Source organism: Pseudoneobacillus rhizosphaerae (assembly GCF_917563885.1).
Taxonomy (GTDB): Bacteria; Bacillota; Bacilli; order Bacillales; family Cytobacillaceae; genus Pseudoneobacillus; species Pseudoneobacillus rhizosphaerae.
The window spans coordinates 18,030-35,643 of sequence record NZ_CAKJTG010000024.1; the positions used below are offsets into that span (position 1 = coordinate 18,030).

The window sequence follows — 17,614 nt, forward strand, 5'->3', positions numbered from 1 at the left end:
TCACTTTTTACTCTTTATTTACACATGTTTATTTTTGAAGACTGCCCTTCTTATACTAACTTATTATCTCTCTTTTTTCAAAAGGCTCTTCTTAAAAACAAGCTAATGTTAGAAAAAAATATGGTAATGATGATTACAACCGTTTATGATAGAAATAAGTAAGTTTGATCAACTTTGAAGGGTGCGAATCGATTGATTTTTTTAGACTATATAATAAATCTATCTATCTTTTCTTTAATGGTTAGTACCCCACTAGTCATACGTTCTTTTTTTAATCTAAAACCTCTTAAATATTTTCGAATATGGGGAGGTTTATATGCAGGGGTAGTTTCTTTCATCCTAGTTCAACTTACCATTTTGGAACAAGGTTACTCCTATGATTTAAGATATGCAGCTATCATACTCGCTTTTGTTTATCTAGGACCCTTGGCAGGTTTGATAACTGGCTCTTTTGCGTTGTTTGCTAGGTTACTAGAAAGTGGTCATTGGTCCCCTGCTATTATCGGGTGGGCAATCACCATCATTTTATTCTCTGCACTACATCCTTATATAAAACGGTTAACACCAATAAAGAAAAGTGTAGCTTTTTTTGTAACATATTTATTCATTTACATCATTACAGTACCTTTCATTTTTAATGTGTTTAGGGACAACCCTTTCTTCCATTTTCAATACATAGTATTCGTGATGTTTGGAGTAATTATTGGTGGATTATTAATTGAGTCCTATGAGAAGCTATATCGTTTAAATACAAAGTTTTCTGATTTATATAAAATGACGGCATCCTATCAGAAGGAATTAAAACAAACTTTGCTAACATTAGAAGAAAGTGAAGCAAAATACAGATTAATTGCTGAAAATACGTCCGATCTCATCATGGTCATGACGAAAGAGCACTCAATTAGTTATTTCTCACCTTCACATAATTTAGTATTAGGATATAACGATTCAGAATTGGAAAATGTTGAAATATGCCAGTTCATTCACCCAGAAGATATTCATAATTTTGAGAACACAATAAATAACATGTTTAAAAATAGGAAATCCCAATCAATGGAGTTCCGTTACAAACACAAGGCAGGTCATTGGATTGATTTTGAATCCCGCTGTATGCCTGTTATGGGTGAACACGGCTGCATTGAACATATTGTCATTATCAGCCGAGATATTTCTGAGCGTAAAAAAGCAGAGGAATTTCTTTTACAATCTGAAAAGCTATCGATTGTGGGAGAATTAGCTGCAGGTGTAGCTCATGAAATACGGAACCCACTTACAACAATTAAAGGCTTTGTACAGCTTTATAAAAAGGAAAATAGTTCAATCGAATTTAATGATTTGCTTTTAAGTGAATTAGAACGAATTGAAACGATTACTAGCGAAATGTTATCTCTAGGTAAACCTCAGGCCATTCAACTTAAACGGACAGATTTACGAGAATTACTCGAAAATACACTTGATTTACTACAACCACAAGCTTATATGAATGATATTCAGTTCAAACTTGAGTTTGAGGAATCACCTTATTTTATTACTAGTGAAAAAAATCAGTTAAAGCAAGTATTCCTCAATATATTAAAGAACGCCATGGAGGCAATGAATGAAGGTGGCATAATCCAAATAAATCTCCGAAAAGAATCAGAACATGAATGTATTATTTCTTTTCAAGATCAAGGCGTTGGGATTCCAGAAGAACTTCTTCCACGTTTAGGAGAGCCTTTTTATAGCTTGAAGGAAAAAGGCACGGGTCTCGGGTTAATGATTTGTCATAAAATAATTAAACAACATCAAGGTGATATACATTACAAAAGTGAAGTCAATAAAGGGACCTTAGTTGAGATTAAGTTACCTTTGTTGAGCAATTAAACTGATAAAAACCTGACCCAGAATTTAGGTCAGGTTTTATTATTTTAGCCATTTGCTCTTATACTAACCTGTGAATCCCACTTGTTTCTGTACTAAAACGGTTCCTTTTAATAAAGCCTTGTGATTAACCTCTAATAGATGATGCTTTTCTGGAGAAAGAACCTTTTTTAATGACTCCATTATTGATTCCATCCCTAAAATCTTTGATTGCTCTAAAAATGCTCCAATGAGGATCATATTAGCGATACGTTTGTTTCCTAGCTCGATAGCTAGTTCAGTGGCATTTATTTTTATGATCGTAATATCATCTCGAGTAGAATCCAATGTTACTAAGCTAGTATCAACAATTAAAAGACCACCTGCTTTAACCATTGGCTCAAATTTTTCAAAAGATGGATTGTTTAATACCATTGCAGTCGAAGCTCTTGATACTAATGGAGAGCCAATCAAATCATGACTAATGACGACAGCACAATTGGCAGTTCCTCCACGTTGTTCAGGTCCATAGGACGGTAGCCACGAAACATGTTTATCTTCAAACATTCCGGCATAAGCTAACAACTGGCCCATTGACATGACTCCCTGACCACCAAAACCAGCTATAATGATTTCTTCTAGCATCGTCATTCACGCTCCCCGATATTTTTATATACTCCTAGGGGATACGCTGGAATCATATTGTTTTTCATCCATTCTAGTGATTCGATTGGGTCAATTCCCCAGTTGGTAGGGCAAGTTGAAAGTACTTCTATTAAAGAAAACCCGATTCCTTTTTTCTGTGTCTCAAATGCTTTTCTTATTGCCTTTTTCACCTTAGCGATATGAGGCACGTCATGTGTTGAAACTCTTTCAATGTAGGCTGCCCCATCTAGCGTTGATATCATTTCACTAATTCTGATTGGCATCCCTTGTATATTGGGATTTCGTCCTTCTGGTGATGTAACGGTTTTTTGACCAATTAGTGTGGTTGGGGCCATTTGTCCCCCAGTCATTCCATATATGGCATTATTAACGAAAATGACTGTGATTTTTTCGCCACGTGCAGCTGCATGAATCACTTCACTCATACCGATAGATGCTAAATCACCGTCACCTTGATAAGTGAAAACAAATCGGTCAGGGAGCACACGTTTAATCCCAGTTGCGACAGCCGGAGCACGACCATGGGCAGCTTGGGTCATATCGCAATTAAAGTATTCGTATGAAAGTACGGAACATCCAACCGAAGCTACTCCAATTGTATCCTCTAAAATGTCCATTTCTGCTAAAACTTCTCCCACAATACGATGAATGATACCGTGAGTACAGCCAGGACAATAATGAGTTGGTTTGTCCGTTAACCCTTTTGTTTTTTCATAAACCGTTATCATACTTCTACACCTCCAGCGACAGAAATGATTTTATGATAAATTTCCTCTTGTGTAGGCACTACTCCACCTGTTCTTCCGAAAAAGTCTACTGGTGCATGGCCGTTTACAGCGAGTCTAACGTCTTCTATCATTTGTCCCGCACTCATTTCAACGGTAATATACGATTTCACCTTGTCTCTTGTATCAATGAATGGTTTTTCTGGAAATGGCCATAGCGAAATCGGACGGATTAATCCAACCTTTATTCCTTCTTGGCGTGCTTTTCGAATCGCATTCATAGCAATACGGGCAACAGTTCCAAAGGCAACTAGGATGTAGTCTGCATCCTCTGTTTCGTAGGCTTCAAAGCGAACTTCATTTTCTTTTATTTGCTTGAATTTTGCTTGGAGATGATGATTATGCTTTTCTAAGCTTTCAGCGTTTAGTTCTAGTGAAGTGATAATTTTCGGACCTCCATCACCACGAGTACCTGTTGTTGCCCAATCCTTTTTCGGAACTTCTTTCGGCTTTGCTTCATAAAATTCGACAGGCTCCATCATTTGCCCAAGCATTCCGTCACCCATAATAATAACTGGTGTACGATAACGATCTGCGATATCGAAAGCATCCTGGGTTAAGTCGACTATTTCTTGAAGACTTGCTGGTGCTAATACTGGGATATGATAATCACCATGTCCTCCACCCTTCGTGACTTGAAAATAATCGGATTGTGCTGGCTGGATGTTTCCTAGACCAGGTCCACCTCTGACGATATTACAAATAACAGCTGGGAGCTCAGAACCTACTAAGAAAGAGATACCCTCTTGTTTTAAACTAAAACCTGGACTAGAGGAAGATGTCATCACTCGAACACCAGTTCCAGCTGCCCCGTATACCATATTAATAGCTGCAATTTCACTTTCCGCTTGTAAAAATAGTCCCCCTACTTCTGGTAAGCGTTTTGCCATATAGGCAACTAACTCACTTTGTGGGGTGATTGGATATCCAAAAAAGTATTTACAACCAGCATGAACAGCAGCTTCAGCGATGACTTCATTCCCTTTCATTAATACCTTAACCATTTCATTCAACTCCTTCCTAATACTTTAAACAGATACTTTCTTCTTTTCAGGACGATATACTGTGATAACGGAATCTGGGCAGATTTGTGCACATTTTGCACAGCTGATACATTTCTCTTGTTCTATCACACTAGCTGGACGATACCCTTTACCGTTTAAATAGTCTGCTAGGAAAATGACATTCGTTGGGCATACATTTATACATAGACTACAAGACTTGCAAATCTCTTCATTAAATACAACTCGTTTTTCCATTGCTTTCTCCCCCTCATCCATGTGAATAAAAGCCATAATTTCCTTAAATAAAGGTCTCCCAGGGTAGTCTCATATACCTTTGGATGTAAACAACTGGATTCACCTTGGCAAATTCAACTGTTTCATTTTTCAGTTGATCCGAAATGGTACTATATACTAGCGGGATACTCGTGTTTCTACTTATTTTTTCAGCTAATAACAAACCTTTTTCTATTTCTTCTACTGTTGTTTCAGTGCCAATGTTAGTGTTGTTGATAATTCCTGTCACTTTTAGACGTGCAGCTTCTTCAATTCTTTCGATTGTTTCCATTGCACCCTCTACAGTACTTACATACGGGCGATTTCCGTTTAAAACAAATAGCATTTCTGGCTTCATGTGTTTCCACTCATTGTAGTATTGCCCTAATGCTGTTGCACCGTCTTTATCTCCACCAGCATCAATAATGATCCTGTATGATGGGTCATGGAGGACTCGGTATATTTCACCCGAAACAATTGGTAAATCAGCCATTGCCAAGTGTCCTTTCGGAGCAATTAATTCAATGTCATGTTTAATAAATTCATTCTCAATGTCCCTTGAACGGTAATAAGGATTGATTATATCGAGATCATTGATCGCTACTTTTGAATGTACCATTCGCTCTTGAAAAGCAAGATTAATGGCAATTTCCGTTTTTCCACTACCAAAATGACCTGTTAAGATGGTTATTTTGTTTTTCATGAGCGACCTCCACAAAGGTAATTTTGTAAGCGTTTCCATTAATTATAAGGATAATAAAGCCGATTTGCTTTGATATTTCTCACAGTTCACAGGATTGACATAAAAAAGCCATAAGAAAAGAAGCTCCCTAAGGAACTTCTTTAAGACATGAAAGTGATGACTACTTTTTGTGGCATATCACTTTCCTCATAAACATCCTTTTTGATTCTTTCGCAAGATGGCATTTGGAATGAGAAATCTTGTACACCTTCAGGTATAGAGCCATCCTTTTTAAGTTGTTCGAAAACTAGCTGCATAGCATCATCGGTATCCATACATTCTTCTGAACCTTCAAATTTAAAACACTCAACACAAGTTTCAACAATATTTTCTTCTATATGTTCTTGAGTAAATACTAGCTTTGCACCAGTAATTCGCTCAACTTCTTTGTTTTCTAATTCAATAATTGTGGTGATATTCATCCCTAAGCACCTCCGATTTATTATATTTTCATTATAATAAATATAATTAAACTAAAGAGGAAATTGAAATGATGTTCAATTAATCTTCATATATTTGTGAACACATTTAGTCAAAATCAATTTATGTCTTTTAGGTTGTTATGCTTTTCGACGAAGATGGATAAATGTGACCGAAAGGGCTAGGATTAGTACCGTTCCTTTGATGATTTCAAACGAGTAGTATGGTAAATTCATCATCGTCAAGCCATTTAGTAAAACGCCAATGAGTACTGCTCCGAAAAAAGTACCAATAACATTTGGTTTTCCCGCCCCGAGGACCGAAAATCCAACAAAAACGGCAGCGACTGCCTCCATCAATAATGGCGCTCCTGAATCAATTTGACCTGATCCGACCCTTGCCGCAAAGAGGATTCCACCGATTGCAGCAAAAACACCTGATAAAACATAAGCGATCATTCGAACTTGATTGACCTTAATTCCTGAAAGTCTAGCTGCCTCTTTATTACCACCTGTAATATATAAAAGCCTTCCCCACCTAGTGTAGTTTAGGAAGATATGCACTACAATGACCGACAATACCATCAAGATAACAGGAACTGGTATTCCTAAAATCCTTCCCTGACCAATAAACAGAAAGCTTTCAGAAAAACTGCCCGAAGCAGTCGTACCATCTGCCAAAGGCATTTCATTATAGATGGAATAACCTTTCGTATACGTACGATGGAGACCACTAACAATATACATGGTACCAAGCGTTGCTAATAAATCAGGTATTCGTACCTTTACGATTAAAAATGAGTTAAATAATCCAATTGATGCACCTAATAAAATGGGTATAATGATTACTGTCCATAAAGGTAGCTCGAACCAAACCATCAGGGTAGCAACTACAACCGTTGTTAAGGATACCGTTGAACCAACCGATAAATCAAACCCGTCTACAATGAGGGAAAACGTAACACCAATTGCTACAAGAGTAACAATCGATATCGACCGTAAAATATCCGCAATATTGTCATAGGTTAAGAAGTACTCGTTCACAGATGAAAAAAAGATAAAAACGGCAATGATGACTAAAATAGCTCCATATTTAAAGCTAAATCCTAATAATTTGTCTTTCATGAAAAACTACTCCTTTCCCCCGCTTGCATACAGTAATAATTTCTCTTGGGTTGCTTCTTCGCGAGAAAGTTCTTTCACAATCCTTCCATCGAACATGACGAGAATGCGATCTGCAATTCCTAAGCTTTCCGAAAATTCACATGTAAAATATAATATTCCTTTTCCCTCTTTTGCTAACTGACCTATAATTCGAAAAATATCACTCTTTGCCCCAACATCTACACCCTTTGTTGGTTCATCAAATAAATAAACAGAAGCATTTGTTTCTAACCATTTTCCAATTGCCACTTTTTGTTGATTACCACCACTTAAAACTGAAGTTGGTGAAGAAAGACTTGGAATTTTTATCGATAATTTCTTAACAATCTCTTTAATTAAACCCGTTTCAGTCTTGCGATTAATCCAACCAAGTTTACTAATCCTTTTTATTAAAGGTAACGATAGATTAGTAGAAACGGATTCATCTACAAGTACACCTTCCTTACGTCTTTCCTCTGGTACAAGGACAATTCCTTGATTTATGGCTTCAATAGGATGATTAAACCTTTGCTTAGTCCCAGCTAAGAAAATCTCACCGGATTGTATTCTATCTGCTGCAAATATAGCTTTAGATAGCTCGGTTTTTCCAGCTCCTACTAAACCAATAATCGCAACAATTTCCCCTTGTTTCACATGTAAATTTACTTTCTTTATTTTTTCGTTAGTGAAGTTCTTGATTTCTAAAAGTGTTTCCCCAATCGTAGTAATGGTTTTAGGAAACTCCTCCCCAAAGCTTTTACCAAGCATATTTTCAATAACCTGATTAATGGAAGTAGTTTTTGTAGATTCATCACTGATTTTCTTTCCGTCTCTCATAACGGTAATAGCGTCACAGATTTCAAATACTTCTTGTAGACGATGCGAAATAAAAATGCAGCCAACTTCTCTTTCCTTTAACCTATACATAATTTCAAATAATCGTTTTGTTTCTTCAATACTTAATGGTGCTGTAGGTTCATCAAAAATAATGAATTGGGCGTTTTGCTTAACAGCTCGAGCGATTAGAACCATTTGTTTTTCTGCAAGTGAAAGTTCTGCCACTTTCTTATGTAATGGAAGTGAATAACCTAGCTGATTCAGAACCTCCTCCGCTTCTACAAATAATTTTCTCCACTGTATCCAAAGGCTTCGTGATGAATTCGCTTGATCGTCTAGAAGAATATTTTCAGCCACTGTGAGGGAGGGTACTAACGCAACGTCCACTTCTTGATAGACAATTTGAATTCCATGCCTTTTAGCAGCTGCAGGCGAATCGATGATTACTTGATTATTATTGATGAAAATTCCGCCATGGTCAGCCTGGTAAGCCCCCGAAAGAATTTTCATTAATGTGCTTTTTCCTGCTCCATTAGCACCTAGTAGGGCATGTATTTCTCCGCCCCGAACTTGAAAATCCACATTTTCAAGTGCAGGTATACTTGAAAAAGATTTCTGGATTCCTTTCATCTGTAGAACATTGGTTGCCATCCGGGACACTCCTTTCTATACCAAAAGGGGTGTTACCCCCCTTTTGGTGTGAAACTATTAGTTTGCTTCAAGCTCTTTTAACCAATCTGTGTAACCTTGTTCGCTTTTTCCCCAGCCTTCAATGTATTCATGCAGTTGATCGGTTGTAATTTGTTCCTCTGGTAAGGCATCACGGGTAACAAACACTGGATCTAAGACAACATTTTCCGGAGTTTCATCTCCATGTAATTTCTGATATAAATAGCGAACTTGAATTCTGCCAATGTCTTTAGGGTCAACGGCTGCCGAAGCTACCCAGGGACTATTTGGATCTTGAATGATTTGTAAGTCTTCATCACTTAAATCAATTCCATAAACTTTAATTTCGTCTCTACCCGCTTGTTGAATAGCCCTAACAGCCCCTTTGGCAAATTCATCCCATGCAGCCCATACGGCAGTGATATCACCTTTATTAGGATACTGCTTTAAGATAGCTTCCATTTGAGCTTGTGTATCTAGAGCTGTATTTGCAGATGCAGCTCCAAATGCTGCAATCTCTTTTATATCTGAGTATTTGTTTATAAATGCATTATATGAAATTTGTCGTCGTTCCATTGGCGCAAATCCTGCTACCCAAATTTTGACGATGTTCCCTTTGCCACCAATATCTTCTGCCAGCTTTTCCAACGTTATTTCAGCCATCTTTTCGTCGCCTTGTTGAAGAACAGTAACTCCAGGAACTTCGATTGTTGAATCAAATGCAACAACTGGAATTCCTTTTTCAATCGCTCGTTCAACACCATTTTTTAATGCTTCAGGTGTCCCGTGGTCAATTAAGATTCCATCAAATTTCTGGTTAATCGCTGCATCCAAATTGGAAGCCATTTTCGCTAAATCCCCATCACCTGTAAAAACAGTAACCTTGCCACCAAGCTTTTTAACTTGGTTCTCTACACCAGCAATATATTGAGCAGAGAAGGTTCCTAAATTAATTTGCATGATAAGGGCAATTCTTTTTCCGTCTAATGTATTTGAATCTGTATTCGTTTCATCTTCAGTTTTACTTGAATTACTGGTAGAACTACACGCTGATAAAACTAAAAGTAATACTAAAACTAAAATCGATAATCTCTTTTTAAACATGATAATCTCCCCTTGAAAATTAATTTGTCGAATTAACGCATTAAAGCATGAACATAAAACGGTTACCTCAAGGAACTCTTAAGTACCTTTTTTTTTACAAACAAAAAACCTCTTTCCATGAGAAAGAGGTTCACATACCTAAAAAAAGGTGTGCTCTACCTCTTATCTCTCAGGAAAATTTCTCCTGCAGGAGTTAGCACCTTTCCGTTTGAACGGTAGGTTGCCGGGCATCATCGGGCCAGTCCCTCTGCCATCTCTTAATAAGAGTTTTTGAATTATTTAAATATTAATAAGTTGATAATAGGAATAATAAATGGTTTTTCGGTAAGTGTCAATATATTTTTTATCATCAGAAAATTTCTTTTTTGGTCGTAACTCCTCAAAGTGCCATGTCAAATTGTCTGATAAACTGGCTCTATTGAACAATACTCTTCGGGGAACCTGTCAAACTGTCCGATAGATGGGCTCTATTGGACAATACTCTTCGGGGAACCTGTAAAAATGTCCAATAGACAGGTTCTATTGGACATTACTCTTAGGAAAACCTGTCAAAATATCCAATAGACAGGTTCTATTGGACAATACTCTTCCCGCAATCCACCAAACTGTCCGATAAACGGGCTCTATTGGATACTACCTTTCGGAAATTGTCCAATAGTACGACTCACTATTTCATCATTTTTTTAATATTATTAAATCTTTTATGACATTTTTGTTTTTAGAGAGGAAAGATGTTCCACTTGTAGGATAATAATAAGGTTTAATGCTTTCTTATTTGGGGAAAATGAAATGTGTAGAAAAATTTGAATGGAGGAATTTTCATGGACAATCAATTATTTAATATTCTAAATAAGCAAATTGCCAACTGGTCCGTATTATTTATTAAGCTTCATAACTATCATTGGTATGTAAAAGGAAATCAATTTTTTACATTACATACAAAATTTGAGGAATTCTACAATGAAGCTAGCTTACATATTGATGAATTAGCCGAACGTCTTTTAGCAATTGGTGGACAACCAGTTGCGACAATGAAAGAATGTCTAGCGATGGCTTCCGTTCAAGAAGCTAATGGGAACGAATCAGCTGAAGAAATGGTTCAATCGATTTCTAGTGATTATTCGTTGCTAGTGGGCGAACTAAAAGAAGGTATGTCGATTGCTGAACAAGCAAATGATGAAATCACAGGTGACATGCTTTTAGCGATTCATTCAAGCTTAGAGAAACATGTTTGGATGTTAAAAGCATATCTAGGAAGATCTGTTTAATTAAGAAAAGAGGTTAACCCATTCATTTGAGTTAACCTCTTTTGTATTATGCTATTATTTTTGATGCCTGCTTCGCCTTTGGCTCCGCTAAAATATGCTTGTAAAAGACAATTCCACTACCTAATAACACCATTCCAAAGGTAAACGTTTTTAAGTCTGAAGTACCTGCAATAATGACCCAAATCGAGTACGCCGTTGCAAGTGTAGCAACGATACCATCTATCCAACGATCCTTCATCATCTTAGAGTACGTATCTCCTGTTAAAACAAGTTTTAGTTGAAATACAGATGAAATAAAGTATGGTACTAAAAATGAAAGGGTAGCAATGTAAATAACAAAATCAAACGCAGCTGAAATCGAACTTGAAATCGTTGAAAAAATAAATAGTTGCGCTAAACCGTTACTAACATTTAGTCCGAATATTGGTAAGCCTTTACTGTTTGTTTTTTCGAAAGCTTTAAGGAATAATCCTTGTTTTGCTGCTTGATAAGGGATTTCTCCTGCTAACAAAACCCAACCAATAGTTGATCCAATTAAGCTAATTAAACCAACTGCAGCTAAAAACTTACCACCGATAGGACCTAATACTGTTTCAATTGCATCAATCAATGGTTTTTCTGATGCAATAAGTGTATCTTGGCTTAACATCCCCATCACAAGCACACTAATTCCAACATAAATAGCTAAAGTAATCAATACGCCAACAATCGTAGCTCTTTTTACATCAATTGTTTTCTTGGCCCTTGAAGCAAAGATCATCGCAGATTCGACCCCACAAAAGGCCCATAGTGTTGCGACAGCTGCATGATTAATTTGTCCAAATAAACCGAAGGATTGTCCTGCCTCGTCAACTCGTGGTGCTACAAATGGTAAAATGTTCGTTTTACTAAACGCAAAGATACCGACCACAATAAACAGGAAGAATCCAATTACTTTCGTTGCTGTTGCTAAAAAGTTCAACTTACCAGCAGAATCTAATCCACGTAAAATGATAAAGTGAGTACCCCATAACAAGATTGTACAAACTACAAATGTTAAAGCATTTCCTACCTTTAACGAAAATGTTCCAATTTTCAAAAGCTCGGCTTGGCTAGTCAATATGGGGAAGAAAGTGGATAAATATCCAGCAAAGGTTGTAATAATGGCAACGTTTCCTGCGAATGTTCCAACCCAATATCCCCAAGAAGACATAAACCCTGAAAGATTCGATGCTTTCGAACCCTTTTTAAATAGTTCTTTAGCATAAATTTGTGGACCACCTGAGAGATGAGGTTTACGAATAGCTAAGTTTCCGAATACTAGGGCCAGCATAAGTACACCCAAGCCTGTAAACAGCCACGCTCCTAAAACACCTGCAGGACTAGCTGCTTCGGATAATGAACGTGGTAGCATAAAAATACCTGAACCAACCATATTTCCCACTACTAAAGATGTTAAGACCCAGAATCCAAGTTTGCCGTTTTGATTCATTTGGTCATTCCTCATTTCCTTTTAGAACTTATATATCTTTAAATATCAATTTTTTTGGCATAAAAAAAAACACATGTCTATCGTGTCTTTAAACCTCTACCTCATTGGAGCTGAAGAGAGAATATTATTATTGAACGCTTATAATCATACAATTGTAGTGGAACTGTGTCAAAGGAAATTATTACTTTAATATAGTAATTATCAAATCACATAACATTTTAGATTTAACGACATTCTATTAGAAGGAGGTGTAAAAATTGGACAAGAAAAAGCAAAATCAGATGCCAGATTTCGATAGTCTTGATGACCGTATTATTGCAGAACAACCTAACGGACCTACGCTTGTCATAAAAACAAATTTAGACCCTAAAGATTCAACTGTTGATAACCCATATTTTACAAATAAAAGCCAAGCAGACACAAAAGAATTTCGTGAGTTTTTTGAGGGGAAATAAATTACAAAATCCCACTCTATTTGCATCAAAATTGTAAGCTATTCTCTTAAACTATTATTACTTACAATTTAATAATGGGGAGCTATAAAAAATAGGACAGATGCAAAATTTTGCACTTGCCCTATTTTTTATTATTGACCCAACTGTTTAATCTGGTCAATGATGTTTGATAATTCTTGAACTGTTTGAAAGATTTCTGTATTTTCTAGGACAGCTGGATCTAATTTACCATCCTTAAAACTATTTAAATACGTGTCAATTCCTTTTGCAATGACGTTATTTTGATTAACCAGCTGTTGATGTAAATCCGCAGCTACATCTGGAGCTTGAAGTTCATTAAAAGTATCTATATCTTGCTTCATGGTTTGAAGAATAGTTTGTAATTCTTCTGCTGCTTGTTGATCAGTTATAGCCTGCTGAGCAAGCTTCGGTGCTTCATTAGCAAAAGTGGTTGCTTTGCCTAAGAAGTCAGTGGCATCATTAATATAGGTTATTGTATTTTTTGCATCATTTAACAAGGAACATCCACTAAGTAGAATCAAAAATATAGTAGATAAGCCAATGAAACCTTTTTTCATATGATATTCCCCCTTCTAGTTCTATTTATTTGTACCATATCTCCCTTTCTTAAATTATAATCATAAAATTTCAAATACTCCAATTTTAATCATTTTAGTCAAAGAAAAGATGTCCCATCATAATACAAAGGCTTCTCTTTTGGAGTGCAGAACGTAAGAATATATGATAGTTGCACCCAGGAGAAAGAGGCTTTGCCCTTTATTTTATTATGTAACCAGCAAAAGAAAAATAAGGGGAGCTTTTCCGCTTAATTTCAGAATAGAGCTCGTTTTGAGCAAAATAAGGGAAGCTTTTCCGCTTATGCCAAGAAAAATCCCTCATTCACATGTTTTTGGAGTCAATAGGCGGAAATTCTTCCTCTATTCAAGCCATTTTCAATGCTTTTTGTTAAATAAGCGGAAATCCTCCCTCTATTTTTCAGAAAGAATTTCTATCTGGTCCCACCTGTTTAACTGATAGTGTAATGAATCACATCCAGAAGCTAAAAAGCATGATGATTAAATTGCTAATCACCATGCTTTTTACTTCGCTATTTGTACTGGTTATTAGTGGTTTTGCACTCCAAAAGAGAACCCGTTAAATCATCATATGGAACATCCTTTTTTTTCGTGTGCAGTTATTGAAGTGTTCTATATAAGTTCGCCATTTCAATCGCAGAAACAGCCGCTTCCCAGCCTTTATTACCTGCCTTTGTGCCTGCTCTTTCGATTGCTTGCTCAATCGAATCGGTCGTCAGTACGCCAAAGATAACGGGTACTCCTGTATTTAAAGCAGTTGAAGCAACCCCTTTTGCCGTTTCGTTACATACAAAATCAAAATGAGGAGTGGAGCCTCTAATAACGGTTCCTAACGTAATGACCGCATCATAATTGTTACTTTTGGCCATTTTTTGCGCAAACATTGGAATCTCGAATGCTCCAGGGACCCATGCAATATCTACATTTTCTTCACTTACCCCATGTCTTTTTAGTGCATCCTCTGCCCCGCTTAATAATTTACTTGTAATGAATTCATTAAAACGCCCTACAACAATACCGACTCTTAATCCCGTACCTACTAAATGACCTTCAAAAATTTTACCCATTTACGTTTCCTCCAGATAATAATTTATTTTGTTTTTAAATAGTGTTAAGTGTCTTGTCCATTTGAATTGGAACTGTTTCCACAACCTCAAGATCATAGCCTTTAAGCCCATTAATTTTCCGAGGATTATTGGTAAGTAGCTTCATTTTGTTGATACCTAGGTCCTTTAATATTTGGGCACCGATCCCATAATCTCGTATAGTCTCGCCAATACCTAGTTTTTCATTAGCTGAATTTTGAGTTTCTTCCTGAAGCTTATAAGCCTTCATTTTTTGAATTAGGCCGTTTGCTTTACCTTCTTGACGTATGTATAAAAACACACCTCGCCCTTCAGTCTCAATCTGACTTAAGGCAGATTGTAACTGTGGCCCACACTCACATCGGAAAGACCTAAAAACATCTCCTGTTACGCATTCTGAGTGAACTCTAACTAAAACTGGTTCATCAGTCGTGATATCACCTTTTATTAATGCGATATGCTCTTTGTTATCAACTACATTTGAGTATCCAATCGCTTGGAATTCTCCGTATTCAGTAGCTAATGAGATTTCAATTTCTCGGTTAACCAATTTGTCTTTTCGATTTCGATATTCTATTAAATCCTTTATCGTAATCATTTTTAGTTCATGGGCATCAGCTATTTTTCGTAGTTCAGGTACGCGAGCCATCGTGCCATCTTCATTCATGATTTCACAAATAACTCCCGCAGGTTTAGCTCCACACATCCTAGCCAGATCGACAGCTGCTTCCGTGTGACCCGCTCTTCTTAACACTCCACCTTTTTTTGCAATTAACGGGAACACATGACCAGGTCTTTTAAAATCAGAACCTCGTGCCGATGGATCTAGCATATTTAAAATCGTTTCTGATCTTTCAAATGCAGAGATTCCAGTTGTTGAGGACTTGTGGTCAATACTAACTGTAAAAGCTGTTCCATGGGGATCTGTGTTATGTGAAACCATTTGATTTAACTCAAGCTTTTGTGCAAGATCTTCTTCAATCGGAACACATATTAATCCTCTCCCATGGGTAGCCATAAAGTTAATAACCTCTGGCTTTGCTTTTTCAGCAAGAGCAATAAAATCCCCTTCATTTTCCCGATCTTCGTCATCACAAACAATAACAACCCTACCTTGAATCAATTCGTAAATCGCTTCTTCTATCGGATCAAACATTTTTATCTCTCCTTATTTGAATCCATTTTCTTCTAAAAACTGGGAAGTAATAGTGGTCTTTCTATTTGGTGAACCGTTGAACCGTTTTGATAAAAAATGGTCTATGTACTTTCCAAGCATGTCACATTCTATATTCACGATATCACCAGTTCCTTTAAGACCGATAATGGTTTCACTTGTAGTGTGTGGAATTAACGAAATGGTAAAGCTATTTTCTGAGAGCCCAAAGACAGTCAAACTAGTACCATCTACGGTGATAGAACCTTTATAAATAATGAATTGAAGAATATCATTAGAAACTTCAATTTCATAATACACCGCGTTATCAACAGGTTTTTTACTCTTAATTACCCCTAATCCATCCGCATGGCCACTTACAAAATGTCCACCAAATCGTCCTCCTGCTGCCATTGCTCTTTCAAGGTTTACTTTTGATCCTCGTTTTAGCGCTCTCAAACTAGTGGCTTTAACCGTCTCTGGCATTACATCTACAGTGAATTGTTTTTCTGAAAAAGAAGTAACCGTTAAACAAACTCCATTGACCGCAATACTGTCACCTAATTGAACATCCTTTAAGATTTTCTTTGCATCAATTGTCATTATTATCGATTCACCAGTTTGTTTAATATTCGAAATCGACCCTATCTCCTCAATGATTCCTGTAAACATTAATTAAAATCTCCTTTAAAGGATTTTCAAAAAAACAAAAAAGACCCCAAAGAAATAAATCAACTTCGAAGGTCCTAAAAAAGACAATATGAAATTAAGGCTTTAGTTTTCTATTTTTCAAAACTAAACCCTTATTCATTCCTTCTCCCATCCAGACTTTACTGTCGGCCCTGGAATTCCACCAGATCCACCGTGAATAATATTTGCTATTATTCACGGGTCACGGACTAAGAAGCACGAGCTTCATCACCGCCGGTTGGGAATTTCACCCGACCCCGAAGGAAATATTTAATTGTTATCCTGTATTATACGTTATAAAAATAGGAAAGGGAAATAAATAGTTTGCAGTATTTTGTTCAAGCTAAAAACCTCTTCAGCTGGCAATGGGCAACTGATATAGTAACTTCGTTTCTAAACTCTATCTTTATCATCTCCAAAAAAAATTATGGCATTACAAATTTTCCGAACGAAAAAACGACAGGCGCCTCGGGCACCTGTCATTTAGAACTCTGTTGCTGGGACTATATTTTTCCCATAAAAAATTTCGTCCATTTCTAATTTTAAACTCTTCGTTATTTCAATTTGTTCTTCCTGTGTTAGTCTTTCCTTTGAAAAACCGAATAAATAATTATCAAGGTCAAATCGCTTTAGCTTACATTTGGTGTGAAATATGTTTTCTTGATAGACGTTTACATCTATCATGTCATAAAGCTCTTGAACTTCATCGGGAATATAATTTTGAATGGAACTGATTTCATGATCAATAAATAATTTATGGCCGATTACATCTCTTGTAAATCCACGAACCCGATAATCTATTACCATTACATCTGTCTCAAAGGAATGGATTAAATAATTTAACGCTTTTAATGGTGAAATCTCTCCACAAGTTGACACATCAATATCTGCACGGAACGTACTTATCCCATCATCTGGATGGTATTCAGGATACGTATGAACAGTGATATGACTTTTATCTAGAGTCCCTACCACAGCCGCTGCTTTTGATATCGGTACTGGTCCGGGAGATTCTTCAAAATGGGAGGCAGGTGCTTCTTCTACTGGCCCTTCCGAAACCAATATCGTGACACTAGAGCCTTGTGGAACATAATCCTGTTTTGCAATATTTAAAATGTGTGCCCCAATGATATCCGTCACCGAGGATAGGATTTTTGTTAATCTCTCAGCATTGTATTGTTCGTCAATGTAATCAATATACGCTTGGCGCTCCTCTTTTGTTTTCGTATAACAAATATCATACATATTAAAGCTTAAGGACTTTGTAAGGTTATTAAATCCATGCAATTCCACTGTTTGCTTTGGAGTTAGCTTCATTTTTTTGTCCCCTTTTTTTTTTCCTAAGTTGTAATTAGGTTTGTTTGAATAGGAGAATAATATTCGACAAAAGGATAGGAAATAAGTGGTAATCGGTT

The 17,614-nt window shown here is 36.6% G+C and carries 18 protein-coding genes and 2 riboswitches; of the genes, 3 read left to right on the forward strand and 15 right to left on the reverse strand.

The genetic code is table 11. The features are described 5' to 3' along the window. Window positions 1-357 precede the first annotated feature (357 nt). Window positions 358-1,863, forward strand: a complete 1,506-nt coding sequence (locus tag LRP83_RS17765; protein ID WP_230498045.1) for an ATP-binding protein — start codon at window positions 358-360, stop codon at window positions 1,861-1,863. Window positions 1,864-1,926: 63 nt separating this feature from the next. Here LRP83_RS17765 and LRP83_RS17770 read toward each other — a convergent pair whose 3' ends face one another. From LRP83_RS17770 to LRP83_RS17810, 9 genes are all read right to left on the reverse strand, one after another. Next, a complete protein-coding gene (locus LRP83_RS17770; protein ID WP_230498046.1) occupies window positions 1,927-2,490 on the reverse strand; it encodes a 2-oxoacid:ferredoxin oxidoreductase subunit gamma family protein in 564 nt (187 codons plus the stop codon). Next, window positions 2,487-3,233: a thiamine pyrophosphate-dependent enzyme gene (locus tag LRP83_RS17775; protein ID WP_230498047.1), complete on the reverse strand. Its 747-nt coding sequence runs from the start codon at window positions 3,231-3,233 to the stop codon at window positions 2,487-2,489. The genes LRP83_RS17770 and LRP83_RS17775 overlap by 4 nt, the downstream gene beginning before the upstream one ends. Further along, window positions 3,230-4,294, reverse strand: coding sequence for a 3-methyl-2-oxobutanoate dehydrogenase subunit VorB (locus LRP83_RS17780; protein ID WP_230498048.1), 1,065 nt, complete (start codon window positions 4,292-4,294; stop codon window positions 3,230-3,232). Before LRP83_RS17780 ends, LRP83_RS17775 begins: the two co-directional genes overlap by 4 nt. A gap of 24 nt (window positions 4,295-4,318) precedes the next feature. Further along, a complete protein-coding gene (locus tag LRP83_RS17785) occupies window positions 4,319-4,549 on the reverse strand; it encodes a 4Fe-4S dicluster domain-containing protein (RefSeq protein WP_230498049.1) in 231 nt (76 codons plus the stop codon). 43 nt (window positions 4,550-4,592) lie between these two features. After that, window positions 4,593-5,270, reverse strand: a complete 678-nt coding sequence (locus LRP83_RS17790) for a P-loop NTPase family protein (protein ID WP_230498050.1) — start codon at window positions 5,268-5,270, stop codon at window positions 4,593-4,595. A gap of 140 nt (window positions 5,271-5,410) precedes the next feature. Then, a complete protein-coding gene (locus tag LRP83_RS17795; protein WP_230498051.1) occupies window positions 5,411-5,731 on the reverse strand; it encodes a hypothetical protein in 321 nt (106 codons plus the stop codon). Between the two features lie 138 nt (window positions 5,732-5,869). Continuing rightward, window positions 5,870-6,853: an ABC transporter permease gene (locus LRP83_RS17800; protein ID WP_230498052.1), complete on the reverse strand. Its 984-nt coding sequence runs from the start codon at window positions 6,851-6,853 to the stop codon at window positions 5,870-5,872. A 6-nt stretch (window positions 6,854-6,859) separates the two neighbouring features. Then, on the reverse strand, window positions 6,860-8,359 hold the full coding sequence (locus tag LRP83_RS17805; RefSeq protein WP_230498053.1) for a sugar ABC transporter ATP-binding protein: 1,500 nt from the start codon (window positions 8,357-8,359) through the stop codon (window positions 6,860-6,862). 57 nt (window positions 8,360-8,416) lie between these two features. Then, window positions 8,417-9,481 carry a sugar ABC transporter substrate-binding protein gene (locus LRP83_RS17810; RefSeq protein ID WP_230498054.1) on the reverse strand — a complete coding sequence of 355 codons (1,065 nt, stop codon included), beginning with the start codon at window positions 9,479-9,481 and terminating at the stop codon, window positions 8,417-8,419. A 159-nt stretch (window positions 9,482-9,640) separates the two neighbouring features. Then, window positions 9,641-9,748, reverse strand: a riboswitch (SAM riboswitch). A gap of 554 nt (window positions 9,749-10,302) precedes the next feature. Between LRP83_RS17810 and LRP83_RS17815 the strand changes: the two genes are divergently transcribed. Beyond that, the gene (locus LRP83_RS17815) at window positions 10,303-10,749 is read left to right on the forward strand and encodes a Dps family protein (RefSeq protein ID WP_230498055.1); all 447 of its coding nucleotides are present in this window, start codon (window positions 10,303-10,305) and stop codon (window positions 10,747-10,749) included. A gap of 46 nt (window positions 10,750-10,795) precedes the next feature. Here the strand turns inward: LRP83_RS17815 and LRP83_RS17820 are convergent, their stop codons facing one another. Beyond that, window positions 10,796-12,220 (reverse strand): amino acid permease, encoded by a 1,425-nt coding sequence (locus tag LRP83_RS17820; protein WP_230498056.1) that lies wholly within the window; start codon window positions 12,218-12,220, stop codon window positions 10,796-10,798. A gap of 257 nt (window positions 12,221-12,477) precedes the next feature. Here LRP83_RS17820 and LRP83_RS17825 point away from each other — a divergent pair, with 257 nt between their 5' ends. Further along, on the forward strand, window positions 12,478-12,675 hold the full coding sequence (locus LRP83_RS17825; RefSeq protein ID WP_230498057.1) for a hypothetical protein: 198 nt from the start codon (window positions 12,478-12,480) through the stop codon (window positions 12,673-12,675). A gap of 131 nt (window positions 12,676-12,806) precedes the next feature. On the opposite strand, the gene LRP83_RS17830 is transcribed toward LRP83_RS17825, so the two are convergent. From LRP83_RS17830 to speD, 5 genes are all read right to left on the reverse strand, one after another. Next, complete coding sequence (locus LRP83_RS17830) at window positions 12,807-13,253, reverse strand: DUF6376 family protein (protein ID WP_230498058.1); 447 nt, start codon at window positions 13,251-13,253, stop codon at window positions 12,807-12,809. A gap of 617 nt (window positions 13,254-13,870) precedes the next feature. Beyond that, complete coding sequence (ribH, locus tag LRP83_RS17835; protein WP_230498059.1) at window positions 13,871-14,338, reverse strand: 6,7-dimethyl-8-ribityllumazine synthase; 468 nt, start codon at window positions 14,336-14,338, stop codon at window positions 13,871-13,873. A gap of 34 nt (window positions 14,339-14,372) precedes the next feature. Beyond that, a complete protein-coding gene (locus LRP83_RS17840) occupies window positions 14,373-15,512 on the reverse strand; it encodes a bifunctional 3,4-dihydroxy-2-butanone-4-phosphate synthase/GTP cyclohydrolase II (RefSeq protein ID WP_230498060.1) in 1,140 nt (379 codons plus the stop codon). Window positions 15,513-15,524: 12 nt separating this feature from the next. After that, window positions 15,525-16,181: a riboflavin synthase gene (gene ribE, locus LRP83_RS17845; RefSeq protein WP_230498061.1), complete on the reverse strand. Its 657-nt coding sequence runs from the start codon at window positions 16,179-16,181 to the stop codon at window positions 15,525-15,527. 135 nt (window positions 16,182-16,316) lie between these two features. Further along, a riboswitch (FMN riboswitch) is annotated at window positions 16,317-16,468 on the reverse strand. A gap of 214 nt (window positions 16,469-16,682) precedes the next feature. Continuing rightward, the gene (gene speD, locus LRP83_RS17850; protein WP_230498062.1) at window positions 16,683-17,516 is read right to left on the reverse strand and encodes an adenosylmethionine decarboxylase; all 834 of its coding nucleotides are present in this window, start codon (window positions 17,514-17,516) and stop codon (window positions 16,683-16,685) included. Window positions 17,517-17,614 lie beyond the last annotated feature (98 nt).

What these genes read in the sequence shown, in the direction of transcription:
- LRP83_RS17800 (WP_230498052.1), bottom strand. Translation starts at nt 6,853, where the DNA reads ATGAAAGACAAATTATTAGGATTTAGCTTTAAATATGGAGCTATTTTA.
- ribH (WP_230498059.1), bottom strand. Translation starts at nt 14,338, where the DNA reads ATGGGTAAAATTTTTGAAGGTCATTTAGTAGGTACGGGATTAAGAGTC.
- LRP83_RS17795 (WP_230498051.1), bottom strand. Translation starts at nt 5,731, where the DNA reads ATGAATATCACCACAATTATTGAATTAGAAAACAAAGAAGTTGAGCGA.
- LRP83_RS17785 (WP_230498049.1), bottom strand. Translation starts at nt 4,549, where the DNA reads ATGGAAAAACGAGTTGTATTTAATGAAGAGATTTGCAAGTCTTGTAGT.
- LRP83_RS17840 (WP_230498060.1), bottom strand. Translation starts at nt 15,512, where the DNA reads ATGTTTGATCCGATAGAAGAAGCGATTTACGAATTGATTCAAGGTAGG.
- LRP83_RS17775 (WP_230498047.1), bottom strand. Translation starts at nt 3,233, where the DNA reads ATGATAACGGTTTATGAAAAAACAAAAGGGTTAACGGACAAACCAACT.
- LRP83_RS17770 (WP_230498046.1), bottom strand. Translation starts at nt 2,490, where the DNA reads ATGACGATGCTAGAAGAAATCATTATAGCTGGTTTTGGTGGTCAGGGA.
- LRP83_RS17790 (WP_230498050.1), bottom strand. Translation starts at nt 5,270, where the DNA reads ATGAAAAACAAAATAACCATCTTAACAGGTCATTTTGGTAGTGGAAAA.
- LRP83_RS17830 (WP_230498058.1), bottom strand. Translation starts at nt 13,253, where the DNA reads ATGAAAAAAGGTTTCATTGGCTTATCTACTATATTTTTGATTCTACTT.
- speD (WP_230498062.1), bottom strand. Translation starts at nt 17,516, where the DNA reads ATGAAGCTAACTCCAAAGCAAACAGTGGAATTGCATGGATTTAATAAC.
- LRP83_RS17815 (WP_230498055.1), top strand. Translation starts at nt 10,303, where the DNA reads ATGGACAATCAATTATTTAATATTCTAAATAAGCAAATTGCCAACTGG.
- ribE (WP_230498061.1), bottom strand. Translation starts at nt 16,181, where the DNA reads ATGTTTACAGGAATCATTGAGGAGATAGGGTCGATTTCGAATATTAAA.
- LRP83_RS17780 (WP_230498048.1), bottom strand. Translation starts at nt 4,294, where the DNA reads ATGGTTAAGGTATTAATGAAAGGGAATGAAGTCATCGCTGAAGCTGCT.
- LRP83_RS17805 (WP_230498053.1), bottom strand. Translation starts at nt 8,359, where the DNA reads ATGGCAACCAATGTTCTACAGATGAAAGGAATCCAGAAATCTTTTTCA.
- LRP83_RS17810 (WP_230498054.1), bottom strand. Translation starts at nt 9,481, where the DNA reads ATGTTTAAAAAGAGATTATCGATTTTAGTTTTAGTATTACTTTTAGTT.
- LRP83_RS17820 (WP_230498056.1), bottom strand. Translation starts at nt 12,220, where the DNA reads ATGAATCAAAACGGCAAACTTGGATTCTGGGTCTTAACATCTTTAGTA.